Source organism: Micromonospora sp. WMMD1128 (assembly GCF_027497235.1).
Classification (GTDB): Bacteria; Actinomycetota; Actinomycetes; order Mycobacteriales; family Micromonosporaceae; genus Micromonospora.
The window spans coordinates 1087360-1101935 of the sequence record NZ_CP114902.1; the positions used below are offsets into that span (position 1 = coordinate 1087360).

Consider the following 14576-nt stretch of genomic DNA (forward strand, 5'->3'; position numbering starts at 1 on the left):
GAGGACAGCAGCATGGGCATCACGCCACCGGACACCGGCGACCTGCATGTCAGCGTCGAGGACCTGGACGCCGCGGCCGACTACGTCGAGCGCCTCAAGCAGTACGTCGACGACACCATCGGTTACGAGATGGAACGCATCAAGGAGCGGATGAAGGGCGACGGCAGCGCGCAGACGGTGCCGAACGGCACCCCGTTCGGCGGGTACGAGGACGCCCGGATGCAGTGGGCGGCGTTGACCAGGTCCACGGCCAACATGGAGGCCCACCTCAAGGCCATCTCCACCAAGCTGGCCGGTCTGAAGAAGGGCACCGAGGACATCGCGAAGGCGTTCCGCGACGCGGAGGCCCGCAACGCCGCCAACGGCAAGCAGATCGAGCGCCTGCTGGAGTCCGCGGCGCCGCCGCCGGAGGCCGGGCAGCAGCCCACGTACCCGTACACGGCCTGAGGGGGAGACGGTCATGGCTGGAGGCACCTGGGAGCGCGCCGTGCGCGAGGTGACGCTGTCGGCGGACCCGGAGACCGTCGGGTCGGTGGGAGCGGGTTGGAGCAACCTGTCCACGGCGCTCGGCTACCTGCGGGACTCGCTTGTCGGGCGTTCGTTCGTCGGCCCGATCGCGCCCGGCCAGGAACGTCCGCACAGCGGCGGCCTGCCCGGGCTGCTGGCCGGGTGGAAGGGCAGCGGCGGTGACGCCTACCGCGAGCACCTGAGCGGCATCGGCAAGGACATCGAGGAGCTGATCACGCATGCCAGCGGGGTCAGTGGCGCGTTGACGCGGATCGAGGGCGACATCCGCACGGCGGTCGCGAGCATCCCGATCCCGCTGATGGACGACTTCGGGTGGAACGAGTGGAGCCTGCCCGGCGGCACCGAGCTGGACGACGCCCGCGACGGCGAGAGCCAGTCCGGCTTCCTCGCCTCCCTGCGCCAGGACTACGGGGGCAACCCGGCGCTCTACGCCGACGGGGCGTTCCGCGACAAGGCCGACGACCTGGAAGCCACCATGAAGGTCGACGGCAACGCCGAGGACCACAAGCGCGGCGGCTGGTGGGACACCAAGTCGCATCTGGACAACTGGTACCGGGACAACCAGGAGGCGGCCAACAGGGCGATGTCGCCGTTGCCCACCGCGGTGCAGACCGAGCGCCCCAAGCTGACCGTTCCCGAGCCCCAGGGTGCGTACGACGACGGCTACCGCCCGGACACCCGGGTTCCGCCGTCCGGCGTACCCGACACCGGTCTGCCCGGTGGCGGTGGCGGTGGTGGTGGCGGCGGTGGCGGCGGCAAGATGCCCTCGCTCGGCAGCACCGGGATCGGCGGTGGTGGCGGTGGTGGCGGCGGCTCGTTCACGCCCCCGCCGACCATCGGTGGCGCCGACGTCGGCGGCGGCTCCGGCGGCACCGGCTCGTACGTCCCGCCGGTCACCGGCGGCCTGCCCGGCTCCGGCGGCTACCCGGGCGCCGGTGACCACGACTACGGCACCGGCCTGGCCGGCGCGGGCGGCCCGGGCTCGATCACGGCCGGCGGTCCGGGCAGCGGCTTCGGTGGCGGTGGCGGGTTGAGCACGGTCGGCGGTGGCGGTGGCGGTGGCGGCTTCGGTGGCGCCGGCGCCGGTCTCGGCTCCGCCGGTGGCATCGGTGGCGGCGGCCTCGGCGCGGCCGGCGGGATGGGCGTGGGCGCGCTGCCCGGCATGGTGGGCGGCGGTAACGGCAAGGTCCCGCCGCTGACCAGCGCGGCCAACGCGTTGCGCGGTGCCACCGGCGCGGGCGCGGGCGGCCCGCGTGGCGGCCCGGCCGGCGCCGGGATGGTGGGCGGCGGGATGATGGGCGGCCACGGTGGCGCCGGGCACGGCGGCGGCGGGGGCGAGCACTCGTCGTGGTTGACTGAGGATGACGATCCGTGGGGTGCCGGTGACGGTGGGTCCCCGGGCATCCTGCGATGAGGGCGGACCGATGAGGGTTGACATCGGCGCGCTCCGGCCGGTGGGGGCCGGCTTGCTGGCCGGTCTGATGCTGCTGGGGGCCGCCCAACCGGCGATCGCCGCGCCGCGCCGGTCCGAGCAGTGGTACCTGGACGAGTTGCGGATCGACCGGGCGCACCAGATCTCCACCGGTCGGGGTGTCGTGGTCGGCGTGGTGGACACCGGCGTCGACGCCGGTCACCCGGACCTGCGAGGCCGGCTTCTCGCCGGTGGCAGCACCTCCGGCGACGGCGACGGCCGGCGCGACCCGAAGGGTCACGGCACCCACATGGCCGGGATCATCGCGGCCAACGGCACCGGGGTGGTGGGCGTCGCCCCGGACGCCCGCATCCTGCCCATCCGCGTGCCGCCGGCCGAGGTGGGCGCCCCCGGGCCGTCCGCGACCGGGATCCGGATGGCGGTCGACGGTGGCGCCACGGTGCTCAACCTGTCCTACGGTCACGCCGGGCTCTCCGACGACGAGGAGCAGGCCGCGGTCCGGTACGCGCTGGAGCACGACGTGGTCGTCGTCTCCGCGGTGGGCAACGCCCGGCAGTCCGGCCCGGACGTCAGCGCGCCGGCCCGGTACCCCGGGGTGATCGCGGTGACCGGCACGGTCCGGGGTGGTGGCTTCTGGTCCGGCTCGGCCCACGGTCCGGAGGCGGTGATCGCCGCGCCGGGAGACGAGGTCTACAACATCGGCCCGGAGCAGGGTTACGGCTGGGGTGACGGCACCTCCGACTCCAGCGCCATCGTGGCCGGCGTCGCGGCGCTGATCCGGTCGAAGTACCCGAAGCTCTCCGCGCCCGACGTGATCAACCGGATCATCCGTACCGCCCGGGAGGCCGGCCCGCCCGGCCGCGACCCGCGGTTCGGGTTCGGCCGGATCGACCCGGTGGCGGCGCTCACCGCCGACGTGCCGTCGGTCTCGGCGAACCCGCTGCTCGGCCCGACCTCGCCCGCCGCGAGCCCGCCGCCGGCCGCCGCCGCCGAGGACGACGACTTCGACGTGACCAGGTACGGCGACCGGGGCGGCCCGACCGACCAGCAGGTCATGGTGGTCGGCATCGGGATCGCCGTGGCGCTCGTGGTGCTGGTGGCGCTCGTGGTGTTCCTGATCTGGAACCGCCGTCGGCACCGGCGTGAGGTGGCCCGGGCCGGGCAGATCCCGGACGACGTGCTCGACCGGATGAACGCCCCCTGACGGCCCGCGGTGCGGGCCGGTGCCGGGCCGCCGGCGTGCCCGCGGCCCCGGTCGCGGGGTGCGGCGGCGGCTGCGCCAGGATGGGGCGGACACGCAGGCACAGCCGAGGAGTTCACGATCGCCAGAAAGCCTCAACCCGAGGGCGGGCAGGCGCCCGTCGTCCAGCGGGTCCGCATCCGGTACGCCAAGCGTGGACCGCTGCGCTTCACCTCGCACCGGGACTTCGCCCGGGCGTTCGAGCGCGCGCTGCGCCGGGCCGGCGTGCCGATCGCCTTCTCCCAGGGCTTCACCCCGCACCCCAAGATCTCGTACGCCTCGGCGGCGCCGACCGGTGTCGCGAGCGAGGCCGAGTACCTGGAGATCGGCCTGCGTGAGCCGGTCGACCCGGAGCGTCTCCGCGCCGCGCTGGACGCCGCGCTCTCGCCCGGGCTGGACGTGCTCGACGCGGTCCAGGCCACCGGCGGCAGTCTGGCCGACCGGATCGAGGCGTCCCGCTGGCGCATCGAGCTGCCCGAGATCGACCCGGACGTGCTCCGTGCGGCGGTGGCCGCCTTCACCGCCGCCGAGGAGATCCAGGTCGAGCGGATGACCAAGCAGGGCCGGCGCGTCTTCGACGCCCGCAGTGCGGTGATAACCATCGATGCGCTGCCCTCGGGTGAGACGCCTTCCGGAGCGCCGGCCGTACCGTGTGCGATACTCGAACTGGTCGTGCGGCAGGTCACCCCGTCCGTACGACCCGATGACGTCCTTTCCGGCCTCCGCGTGGTGGCCGACCTGGAGCCGCCGGTCACTCCGAAGGTGATCCGGCTGGCGCAGGGCACGCTGACCGCGCAGGGCGAGATCGTCGATCCGTTGGACGCGGATCGCGACGGGGCAGCCATCGGAGAGCACTGACCGTCGGTCAGCGCTCTGGCAGGCAGACTTCGGCGGTCGCGCTTCCGCGCGCCCGGCGGAAACACCTTTGCGGCGACCCTGCGTGGCAGCGCTCACCCGCGCCCGGGGCAGCCAGAACTGGAGAACGTCCATGCTCGAGAACGAGCCCGAGGGCGGCGAGCGGACCGGCGCGGAGCCGGCCGTCACCGACAACACCAGCGGCGCCGGTGGCGCTGCCGACAGCGCCGCCGCCGAGGCGAAGCCACCGGCCCGCAAGCGGGCCAGTCGCCGTAAGGCGGCGCCGCTCAACCAGCCGGAGCAGACCGACGCGCCGGTCGAGGCGTCCGCCGCGGCCAGCGGCAGCGGCGAGTCACCGCAGGCCGAGGTGTTCGCGCCGGTGGCCGGTGAGTTGGAGGCCGCGCCGAAGACCACCCGACGGCGCCGCAAGGCGACCCCGGCGAAGGCGGTCGAGGAGCCGGTGGCCGCCGCCGGGGTGGAGGCCACCTCGGACGAGGTGGTGCCGCCGGTCAAGGTGACCCGGACGCGCCGCCGCAAGGCCACCCCGCCCGCCGCTGAGCCGGCCTTGGTCGCCGAGTCGCCGACCGAGGCCCCCGCCGAGGCCGCCGAGCCGGCGGTGGCGCCGCCCGCAGCGGCCGAACCGCAGGTCGATGCCGTGATCGACGGGCCGGTCTCGGTCCCCGGTGGGGCGGGCGAGATCGCCGAGGGCCGTGCGCCGCTCGACGCCGACGAGGACGCGGACGGCGCGGACGCCGTGGCCGAGCCGACCCCGGCCGAGAGCGCCGTCGCCGAGCAGCCCGCTCCGGCCGAGCCCACCCCGGCCGAGGGCGCCGTGCGGCGTACCCGCCGGGGGCGTGGCGCGGCCGGGACCACGCCGCGCCGCACCGACGAGACCGAGCTGGCGCGGGCCGGCGGGCCGGCCGACGACACCGGCGCGGTGTCGACGGGCGCCGCGGTGCCGGGCGCCGCGGAGGAGCCGGCCGAGGAACGCCCGACCGCTGGCCGCCGGCGGCGGGCCGCGCTGTCCGCGCCGACCGTCCTGTTCATGCCTCCGCAGCCCGAGGAGGCCCCCGCCGTCCAGGTCAGCTACCCGGCCGCCGAGGAGCCCGTGGCGGAGCCGGTCGAGACCGGCCGGCGTCGCCGCCGTGGCCGGCGGGAGGCCGAGCCGGTGGAGGCCGAGGTCGAGGCCGAGCCCGCCGCGGAGGAGCCGGCCGCCGCCGAGGCCGAGGAGGCCGTCGAGGCCGAGGACGACGACGACACGGCCGAGGGCCGGCGCCGGCGTCGTCGCGGCCGTCGCGGCCGTGGGCGCGGCAAGGGCGGCGCCGACGAGGCCGAGGACGAGGAGTCCGGTACGGCGGAGACCGCCGAAGCCGGGGCCGAGGAGACCGACGAGGACGCCGAGGGCGAGGGGATGACCCGTCGTCGTCGCCGTCGTCGCCGCCGGGGCGCGGGGGAGGCGGACAGCGCCACCGAGGACGGTGTGCCCACCGTCGTCAAGATCCGGGAGCCGCGCAAGGCGGTCGACGAGGTGCAGGGCGTCTCCGGGTCGACCCGGCTGGAGGCCAAGCGGCAGCGCCGCCGGGACGGTCGCGAGCAGCGGCGGACCCGGCCGCCGATCCTGAGCGAGTCGGAGTTCCTGGCCCGCCGCGAGGCGGTCGACCGGACGATGGTGGTCCGCCAGCGTGGCGACCGCACTCAGATCGCGGTGCTCGAGGACGGCGTGCTCGTCGAGCACTACGTGACCCGCAACTCCTCCGGCACCATGGCCGGCAACGTCTACCTGGGCAAGGTGCAGAACGTCCTGCCCAGCATGGAGGCGGCCTTCGTCGACATCGGGCGCGGGCGCAACGCCGTGCTCTACGCCGGCGAGGTCAACTGGGACTCCACCGGGCTGGAGGGCCGGGCCCGTTCGATCGAGCAGGCGCTGCGGTCCGGCGACCCGGTGCTGGTGCAGGTCACCAAGGACCCGATCGGGCACAAGGGCGCGCGGCTGACCAGCCACGTCGCGCTCTCCGGCCGGCACCTGGTCTACGTGCCCAACGGCAACGCCTCCGGGATCAGCCGCAAGCTGCCCGACACCGAGCGCAAGCGGCTGCGGGACATCCTCAAGAAGCTGGTGCCGGACGGCGCGGGCGTGATCGTCCGGACCGCGGCCGAGGGCGCCAGCGAGGACGAGCTGGCCCGGGACGTCAAGCGGCTCCAGGCGCAGTGGGAGGAGATCCAGGCCAAGGCGGCCTCCGGTGGCGCGCCGGTGCTGCTCTACGAGGAGCCGGACCTGGTCATCCGGGTGGTCCGGGACCTCTTCAACGAGGACTTCCGCGAGCTGGTCATCGAGGGCGAGTCGGCGTACGACGTGGTCGAGTCGTACCTGTCGCACGTCTCGCCGGACCTGGTGGCGCGGCTGCGCCGGCACGCCGGCGTCGCCGACGTGTTCGCCGAGTACCGGATCGACGAGCAGATCCTCAAGGGGCTGGACCGCAAGGTCTTCCTCCCCTCCGGCGGCTCGCTGGTGATCGACCGGACCGAGGCGATGACAGTCGTCGACGTGAACACCGGCAAGTACACCGGCTCCGGCGGCAACCTGGAGGAGACGGTCACCCGCAACAACCTGGAGGCGGCCGAGGAGATCGTCCGTCAGCTCCGGCTGCGCGACCTCGGCGGCATCGTGGTGATCGACTTCATCGACATGGTGCTGGAGTCGAACCGGGAGCTGGTGCTGCGCCGGCTCACCGAGTGCCTCGGCCGGGACCGCACCAAGCACCAGGTCACCGAGATCACCTCGCTCGGCCTGGTGCAGATGACCCGCAAGCGGATCGGCGCGGGCCTGCTGGAGGCGTTCAGCGAGACCTGCGAGTGCTGCAAGGGCCGGGGTGTGATCATCCACCCGGAGCCGGTGCCGGAGAAGCCGCGTGCCGGCGGTGCGGGGGAGAAGGTCAAGGCGGTCGCCTCGGCGGTCGCGCCGGTCGAGGAGAAGGGCCGACGCCGGGGCCGCAAGGCCGCCGCGGAGAAGCCCGCCGTGGAGGCCGCGCCGGAGCCACCGGCCGTCGCCGAGCCGGAGCGGACCGTCGCCGAGGTGGTCGAGTCCCCGGACGACTACTACGACACCCAGGGCTACGACCTGTCCCGGTTCGAGACCGACACACCGGCCGCGCCGGCGGTGGCGGACAGCCAGGAGGGCGACTCGGCCCGGCTGGCCGCCGCCGACGACCCGGACGCGATCGACGGCGAGAGCGACGACGAGGGCACCCCGCGGCGGCGGTCCCGGCGTGGCGGCGCCCGGCGGCGTACCCGGCCGTGAGCCGCTGACCTGCGTGGCGTTTGACAGGGCCCCGGCTCCGGCAACAGAGTGCCGGGCAGGGGCCCTGCCGTTCCCGTCGACCCCCGGTCGGGTCGGCGCGCCCCGGAGGGAGGAGACATGCGTCGGGTGCTCGCGGTCAGCGTGCTGACCGGACTGCTGCTGGCCGGTGCGGGCTGCGCCGACCGGAACGACGACCCGTTCGCGGTGGGCTTCGCCTCGCCGGCCCCGGCCGCCACGTCGCCCGCGCCGGCTCCGACCGCCACCGGGGACGCGGGCGTCTGCGCCCGGGCGAAGCAGGCCGGCTCCGCCGCCGTGCAGACGTACGTGTTCAAGCTGGCGGAGATGGTGCGGGCCGGCGGCACCGGGGACAGGAGCACCGCGAAGGCCGCCGAACGGGACGCGGAGGCCGCGCTGGCGGGCTGGCGGGACGTGCTGCGGGAGCAGGCCGGGAAGGCCAGCGACCCGCCGCTGCGGACGCTCCTGGCGGACCTGGCCACCGAGGTGGGCGGGCTCGGCACCGACGTGCGGTCGATCGACGAGACGGAGTTCGATCGGCTCCAGCAGCGTCTCGACGAGCTCTGCCCGGCCTGACCGGCGGCCCGGTTTGGGGGGCGGGCCGGGTATGGCGTACTCTTGCCTGCGGCGCACTTTGGTGTGCCTAGTTCCCGCGCGCCCGCGCCGCCGGTGTCACGGCTCCCGGCGAGACGCCGTGGGAACGACCGGCCGGTGACGGTCGGAAAGACGCCAGCAGCCTCAACGACAGGGAGTGCGCCTCCGATGTACGCGATCGTCAAGACCGGCGGCAAGCAGTACAAGGTCGCCGAGGGCGACGTGATCGAGGTCGAGAAGCTCGCCGGTGCTCCCGGCGACGCGGTGAAGCTCACCGCGGTGCTCCTCGTCGACGGTGACGACCTGGTGACCGACGCGGCGAAGCTCGCCGAGGTCGCGGTGTCCGGCGAGATCGCCGCGCACACCAAGGGCCCGAAGATCCGGATCCACAAGTTCAAGAACAAGACCGGCTACCACAAGCGTCAGGGTCACCGGCAGCCGCTGACCCAGATCAAGGTGACCGGCATCTCCAACAGCGGGAAGTAGGTCGTCGGACAATGGCTCACAAAAAGGGTGCGTCCAGCTCGCGTAACGGTCGCGACTCCGCGGCCCAGCGGCTCGGCGTGAAGCGCTTCGGTGGTCAGGTCGTCAGCGCGGGTGAGATCCTCATCCGTCAGCGTGGCACCAAGTTCCACCCCGGTGACCTGGTCGGCCGTGGCGGCGACGACACGCTGTTCGCGCTGTCCGCCGGCTCGGTCCAGTTCGGCACCAAGCGCGGTCGCAAGACCGTCAGCATCGTTCCGCAGCAGTAGTTCGAAGGCGAAGCGGGCCGCGGACCTCGGGTCCCGGCCCGCTTCGCCTTTCCCCGCGCGGGGCGGAACCCCGCTGGAAGGATTGGCGTCGTGACGACGTTCGTTGACCGGGTCGTCCTGCACATGCAGGCCGGCGACGGCGGGCACGGCTGTGTCTCGATCCACCGGGAGAAGTTCAAGCCCTTCGGTGGCCCGGACGGTGGCAACGGGGGCCACGGCGGCAGCGTGTCGCTGGTGGTCGACCCGCAGGTCACCACGCTGCTCGACTTCCACTTCCGGCCGCACCTGAAGGCCGACAACGGCAAGGGCGGCGCCGGCTCGAACCGGGACGGCGCCAACGGCCGCGACCTGGTGATCAAGGTGCCGAACGGCACCGTGGTGCAGAGCCTCGACGGCGAGGTGCTGGCCGACCTGGTGGGCGTCGGCACCACCTTCGAGGCGGCCCGCGGCGGTCGGGGCGGGCGGGGCAACGCCTCGCTGGCGAACGCCCGCCGCAAGGCCCCGGGCTTCGCGGAGCTGGGTGAGCCCGGCGACAAGCTCGACGTGGTGCTGGAGCTCAAGAGCGTCGCCGACGTCGGCCTGGTCGGCTTCCCGTCCGCCGGGAAGTCCTCGCTGATCTCGGTGATCTCCGCGGCCAAGCCGAAGATCGCCGACTACCCGTTCACCACGTTGGTGCCCAACCTGGGCGTGGTCCGGGTGGACAACCACACCTTCACCGTCGCCGACGTGCCCGGCCTGATCCCGGGCGCGGCCACCGGCAAGGGCCTGGGCCTGGAGTTCCTCCGCCACGTCGAGCGGTGCGCCGTGCTGGTGCACGTGGTCGACACCGCGACGCTGGAGCCCGGCCGGGACCCGCTCGCCGACATCGACGCCATCGAGTCGGAGCTCACCCAGTACGGCGGGCTCGCCGACCGGCCCCGGCTGGTCGCGCTCAACAAGGTCGACGTGCCGGACGGGAAGGACCTCGCCGACATCGTCCGCCCCGACCTGGAGGCCCGTGGCTTCCGCGTCTTCGACGTCTCCAGCGCCACCCGGGAGGGCCTGCGCGAGCTGACGTACGCGATGGCCCAGCTGGTCGACGAGGGCCGCCGCGCCGCCCCGCCGGCCGAGCCGACCCGGGTCGTGATCCGCCCGAAGGCGGTCGACGACGCCGGCTTCACCGTCGAGGCCGAGCCGGACGGCTCCTACACGGTGCGCGGCGGCCGGCCGGAGCGCTGGGTGAAGCAGACCAACTTCGACAACGACGAGGCCGTCGGCTTCCTGGCCGACCGGCTGGCCCGCCTCGGCGTCGAGGAGAAGCTGGCGAAGGCCGGCGCGCAGGCCGGCGACCTGGTGCGGATCGGCGAGCGGGAGTTCGACTGGCAGCCGACGCTCTACGCCGGCGTCGACTTCGTCCCCGGCAACCGGGGCACCGACGTGCGGCTGGAGGACAAGTCGACGCGTCCCTCGGCCGCCGACCGGCTGGAGGCCCGCAAGGCCCGCCGGCGGCGCCCGGAGGACGAGATCGAGGGAACGCCGGAGACCGCGGCGGACGACCCGGACGACCTGGACGACGAATAGTTCGGCTCCGTCCGTGTTCGGGACGTTGGCCGGAAACCTCCGCGAAATCCGGTCGACCTACCGTGACCGGATGCTGATCGAATCCCGGCCCGGCACCGATCCGGAGATCGCCACGCTCGTCGTCGCCCAGCAACGTGAGCTGCGGGAGGCCGACGGCGGTCTGGAAGGCCAGGTCACCGTGACGCACACCGACATCCGCTACCTGGCGGCCGTGGTCGGCGGCCGGGCGGTCGGCTGCGGTGGGCTCCAGACGCTCGACCCCGACACCGGCGAGCTGAAGCGGATGTACGTCCGGCCGGCGTACCGGGGTCGGGGCATCGCCCGGCAGTTGCTGCTCGCGCTGGAGGAGTTGGCCTTCCGGCAGGGGCACCGGACGGTGTGCCTGGAGACCGGCGTGTACCTCCCGGCCGCGATCGCGCTCTACCGCTCCGCCGGCTACCAACCCGTCCCGGTGTACGGCGAGTACGTCGACAACCCGCACAGCGTCTGCTTCGCCAAGCACCTGCCGGTGGCGGCCTGAGCTGGCGGGTCGGTCGCGCGTCCGCGCTCAGGGCCGGTCGATCGGGGTGTCCGGCCGACTTCCGGTGCCCACCTCGTTGTTCAGCAGCAGACCCGTGGCCAGCATGCCGAAGCCGAGGAACAGGTGCAGCCAGTTGTCGGCGTCGTTGAGCGGCACGAAGTTCGCCGCGCTCTCCCGGTCGACGGCGAAGCCGTACAGCCACAGCACCAGGTAGAGCGCGCCGCCGCCGGCCAGGAACACCCGCGCGCCGGCCAGCCGTCGGGCCGCCACCAGGCCGACCAGCCCGAAGAGCAGGTGCACCAGGTTGTGCAGCACCGACACCTGGAACAGCCCAAACAGTTTCGCCCCGGAGTGGTGCCCGGCGAATGCCATCCGGCCGTAGTGCGCGGTGATGCCGGGGACGAAGCCGAGCACGCCGATCAGCACGAACACGACGGCCACCGCCAGGGCGACCTTCTGCACGGCCGGTCGGGCCGACGTGCGACCGCGCACGTGGCGTGCCATCGCGGTCACCTCCCGTGGAGCGTCTCGCCGTCCGTGCGGCCGGCATTCCATTGTGTGACCGACGCCTGTCGCTTCCGCAGAGAAATCACGAATCAGGCATGGACCCGGAGACCAGGGGTAGGGCACTTGTCACGCGGAAAGCAATACGCGTGCCCCCCGAACACATACCGCTGCACCACTTGAGCGGAAGGGAAACCATGACTCAGGATCTTTCACCCACGTCCGCCACGTACGAGTCCACCACGTACGAGTCGACGAACGGCGGCGGCGTGCGCGATCAGGCCCGCCAGGTCGGCTCGGACGCCGCAAGCGCCGGCGGAGCGGTCGCCCAGACCGCCAAGGAGCAGGGCCACGAGGTGGTGGGCGAGGCCAAGCGGCAGGCCCGCGACCTGTACGGCGAGGCCCGTACCCAGGTCACCTCCCAGGCCGGTCAGCAGCAGCAGCGTGCCGCCAGCGGCCTGCGCTCGCTGGCCGACGAGATGCGGTCCATGGCGCAGCAGGGTGGCGGCTCCGGCCCGGTCACCGAGCTGGCCCACCAGGCGGCCGAGCGGGTGCACGGCGTGGCCGGCTGGCTGGAGCAGCGTGAGCCGGGCGACCTGCTCAACGAGGTGAAGGGTTACGCCCGCCGTAACCCCGGCACGTTCCTGGTCGGCGCCGCCCTGCTGGGCGTGGTCGCCGGTCGACTCACCCGGAACATCGCCGCCGTGGGCAACGACAGCGGCGCGACCCGGCCGGCCTACGACCCGGACCGGACCGCTCCCATCCCGACCGCGCGTGCGGTGCCGGACCAGGTGCCGTCGGGCGGCTACCTCGACCCGACCCCGGGCACCTACGCCGAGCCGGACCCGGGCTACTCGGCGCCGGGCGTGACCTACCCCGGCGGCGGCGCCCCGAACACCTGGGCCGACCCGGCCGGTGGCACCGGCCAGCCGCTGCCGCCGCCGGAGCGGACCGACCCGTTGCCGGGTGTCCCGTCGACCGGCGCTCCCCGCCCGTGAACCGCCGGACCGGCAGAAGGGAGGCGGCGGCATGACCGTGCCGACGCAGGACCCGGGCTACCAGGCGGCGGGCGCGCCGCAGCATCAGGCCGACGAGGTGCGCGGCAACTCGCTCGGCGAGCTGATGCGCCAGGTCACCGGTGACCTCTCCACGCTGATGCGGCAGGAGGTGGAGCTGGCCAAGGCCGAGATCCGCCAGGAGGGCAAGAAGGCGGGCAAGGCCGCCGGTCTCTTCGGCGGCGCCGGCTTCGGCGGCTACATGGTGGCGCTCTTCGTCTCCATCGCGGTGTGGCAGTTCCTCGACAACGTCATGGACTCCGGGCTGGCCGCGCTGATCGTGGCCGTGATCTGGGCCGCGGTCGCCGCCGTCCTCTACTCGATGGGGAAGAAGAACGCCGAGCGGGTCCGTGGCCTGAAGCAGACCAACGACAGCGTGCAGCGCATCCCCGACGCGCTCAAGCCGCACCCGGAGGGAGTCACCCGATGAGCACCGATCCCGACCAGATCCGCCGGGAGATCGAAGCCACCCGCAACAACCTCAGCTCGGACGTGGACGCCCTGGCGTACAAGGTGAGCCCGGGCCGCATCGTCGACGACCGCAAGCAGCGCGTCCGCAGCGCGCTGACGAACGTGAAGGACAAGGTGATGGGAAGCGCTTCCGATCTCGGCCACAGCACCGGCCACGCGGCCCACTCGGTGGGTGACCACGCCTCCTCGGCGGCCTCCACCGTGGGCGACCGGGCACACTCCGCCGCATCCACGGTCAGCGACGCCGCGCACCGGGCGCCGCGGGTGGTGCGGCAGAAGTCCGAGGGCAACCCGATCGCCGCCGGCGTGATCGCCTTCGGCGTCGGCATGCTGGTCTCCTCGCTGATCCCGGCCACCCGTCGCGAGCAGGAACTCGCCGCGCAGGTCAAGGAGAAGGCGACCGAGCACGGCGGCGTGGTGAAGGAGAAGCTCGGCGAGGTCGCCGGGGAGCTCCGGGACGAGCTGCGCGAGCCGGCCCAGCAGGCCGCCGAGTCGGTGCGGTCCACCGCGCAGGACGCCGCGCACGCCGTACGGGACGACGGCCGCAGCGCCGCGCACGACGTCCGGCACAGCGCCGAGCAGGCGCGTTCCTGACCGTTGCGCTCGCGCGTGAGGAGGGGCCCCTTTTTATCGCCCTGGCGATAGAAAGGGGCCCCTCCTCACCTCTCGGCGTGCACCCAGAGGGTCAACTCGTCGGGGCGGCGTCGGGGCATCCGCCGCCGCAGCGTCCGGGTGGGGTGCGCGGCCACCCGCAGCCGGTGGCCCGCGTAGGGCACCCCGCCGCGCAGCCGCCGGCCCACCGCCAGCCACGCGCACACCCCGCGCTCCAGCAGCCACACCGGGGCGGCGAGCGAGGTGTGCGCGGGGAAGACGCGGGCCCCGCCGGCCCGCCGCCGCCCCAGTTCCGCCACCGCGACCGTGACCAGCCCGGCCCGCAGCAGCAGCCCCGGGCGGCGGGCGGCGAGCGCGACCGCCGCGGCCGGCAGCACCGCCAGCGCGGCCAACAGCCACCCCGGTCGGGCCGTCTCGTCGTACGCCTGGCGGACCCGCTGCCCGAGGAAGTGCGCGGTGGTGGGCGGGAGCCGCCGCACGTACAGCCACGCCGGGGTGGCCGTGCTGCCGCCGTACGCGCGGACGGTCCGGTGCAGCTCCAGGTTCTCGAAGAGCACGTCCGGGTCGTAGCCGCCCATGGCCAGGAAGGTGCTCCGGCGCACCGCGAGTGTGCCCGGCCAGTCTCCGCCGAGCGCCCGGTTCAGCAGCGTCCGGCCGGTGTCCCACCAGGCGTGCCAGGGCAGCGGGTCGAAGTGGTTCTGCGGCCGGACCAGGTCCACCCGGTCGAGCAGCTCGTGCACGGCGCGCAGCGCCGGCAGGTCGTACCGGACGTCGTCGTCGGCGATCACCACGTGCTCGTGGCGGGCCAGCGCGACGCCGGTGAGCACCCCGAGCACCTTGCCGTTGCGTCCCCGCAGCGCCGGGTCCGGCGGCACGTGCCGGACCAGGTCCCGCCAGGCGGTCGCGTGCCTGGCGAACGGGTCCGGCGGCGAGCTGTCGACCACCACCACGTCGACCCACCGGCGCAGGTCGCGCAGGTAGCCGGTCAGCTCGTCGAGGTCACGGTCGTCGGCGGCGCGCAGCGGCAGGACGTACGCCATCGGGAGCCGGACCGGCGCGGACGCCGCGGCGGTCCGGCCGGGGTTCCGCAGCTGGGGGACTGTCGCTCGGGTCACGTCGCCTCCGGTCGGCTCGGGTCAC

At 74.1% G+C, this 14576-nt stretch carries 15 protein-coding genes; 13 read left to right on the forward strand and 2 right to left on the reverse strand.

Features of this window, described 5'->3' with window-relative positions:
* Positions 1 to 12: 12 nt before the first annotated feature.
* The 10 genes from O7602_RS05270 (at position 13) to O7602_RS05315 (ending at position 10794) form a co-directional block, all read left to right on the forward strand.
* Entirely contained in the window at positions 13 to 447 is a 435-nt protein-coding gene (locus tag O7602_RS05270; protein WP_281587090.1) for a hypothetical protein, read from the forward strand.
* A gap of 13 nt (positions 448 to 460) precedes the next feature.
* Positions 461 to 1942, forward strand: a complete 1482-nt coding sequence (locus tag O7602_RS05275; RefSeq protein WP_281587091.1) for a hypothetical protein — start codon at positions 461 to 463, stop codon at positions 1940 to 1942.
* Positions 1943 to 1952: 10 nt separating this feature from the next.
* A complete protein-coding gene (gene mycP / locus O7602_RS05280) occupies positions 1953 to 3164 on the forward strand; it encodes a type VII secretion-associated serine protease mycosin (RefSeq protein WP_281587092.1) in 1212 nt (403 codons plus the stop codon).
* 198 nt (positions 3165 to 3362) lie between these two features.
* Positions 3363 to 4058: a TIGR03936 family radical SAM-associated protein gene (locus tag O7602_RS05285; protein ID WP_281590126.1), complete on the forward strand. Its 696-nt coding sequence runs from the start codon at positions 3363 to 3365 to the stop codon at positions 4056 to 4058.
* 130 nt (positions 4059 to 4188) lie between these two features.
* Positions 4189 to 7353 carry an Rne/Rng family ribonuclease gene (locus O7602_RS05290; RefSeq protein WP_281587093.1) on the forward strand — a complete coding sequence of 1055 codons (3165 nt, stop codon included), beginning with the start codon at positions 4189 to 4191 and terminating at the stop codon, positions 7351 to 7353.
* A gap of 117 nt (positions 7354 to 7470) precedes the next feature.
* Positions 7471 to 7944, forward strand: a complete 474-nt coding sequence (locus O7602_RS05295; RefSeq protein WP_281587094.1) for a hypothetical protein — start codon at positions 7471 to 7473, stop codon at positions 7942 to 7944.
* A 186-nt stretch (positions 7945 to 8130) separates the two neighbouring features.
* A complete protein-coding gene (rplU, locus tag O7602_RS05300; RefSeq protein ID WP_281587095.1) occupies positions 8131 to 8448 on the forward strand; it encodes a 50S ribosomal protein L21 in 318 nt (105 codons plus the stop codon).
* Between the two features lie 11 nt (positions 8449 to 8459).
* Complete coding sequence (gene rpmA, locus O7602_RS05305) at positions 8460 to 8714, forward strand: 50S ribosomal protein L27 (RefSeq protein ID WP_091072397.1); 255 nt, start codon at positions 8460 to 8462, stop codon at positions 8712 to 8714.
* A 90-nt stretch (positions 8715 to 8804) separates the two neighbouring features.
* Positions 8805 to 10274, forward strand: a complete 1470-nt coding sequence (obgE, locus tag O7602_RS05310) for a GTPase ObgE (protein WP_281587096.1) — start codon at positions 8805 to 8807, stop codon at positions 10272 to 10274.
* Positions 10275 to 10344: 70 nt separating this feature from the next.
* A complete protein-coding gene (locus O7602_RS05315) occupies positions 10345 to 10794 on the forward strand; it encodes a GNAT family N-acetyltransferase (RefSeq protein WP_281587097.1) in 450 nt (149 codons plus the stop codon).
* Between the two features lie 27 nt (positions 10795 to 10821).
* Here the strand turns inward: O7602_RS05315 and O7602_RS05320 are convergent, their stop codons facing one another.
* Entirely contained in the window at positions 10822 to 11298 is a 477-nt protein-coding gene (locus O7602_RS05320) for a DUF4383 domain-containing protein (RefSeq protein WP_281587098.1), read from the reverse strand.
* A gap of 197 nt (positions 11299 to 11495) precedes the next feature.
* Between O7602_RS05320 and O7602_RS05325 the strand changes: the two genes are divergently transcribed.
* The 3 genes from O7602_RS05325 to O7602_RS05335 are packed head-to-tail and all read left to right on the forward strand — an operon-like array spanning position 11496 to position 13418.
* Complete coding sequence (locus O7602_RS05325; protein ID WP_281587099.1) at positions 11496 to 12296, forward strand: hypothetical protein; 801 nt, start codon at positions 11496 to 11498, stop codon at positions 12294 to 12296.
* 31 nt (positions 12297 to 12327) lie between these two features.
* Complete coding sequence (locus tag O7602_RS05330; RefSeq protein ID WP_281587100.1) at positions 12328 to 12783, forward strand: phage holin family protein; 456 nt, start codon at positions 12328 to 12330, stop codon at positions 12781 to 12783.
* Positions 12780 to 13418, forward strand: a complete 639-nt coding sequence (locus O7602_RS05335) for a DUF3618 domain-containing protein (RefSeq protein ID WP_281587101.1) — start codon at positions 12780 to 12782, stop codon at positions 13416 to 13418. The genes O7602_RS05330 and O7602_RS05335 overlap by 4 nt, the downstream gene beginning before the upstream one ends.
* A 65-nt stretch (positions 13419 to 13483) precedes the next feature.
* Here O7602_RS05335 and O7602_RS05340 read toward each other — a convergent pair whose 3' ends face one another.
* Positions 13484 to 14551, reverse strand: coding sequence for a glycosyltransferase family 2 protein (locus O7602_RS05340; RefSeq protein WP_281587102.1), 1068 nt, complete (start codon positions 14549 to 14551; stop codon positions 13484 to 13486).
* Positions 14552 to 14576: the final 25 nt, after the last annotated feature.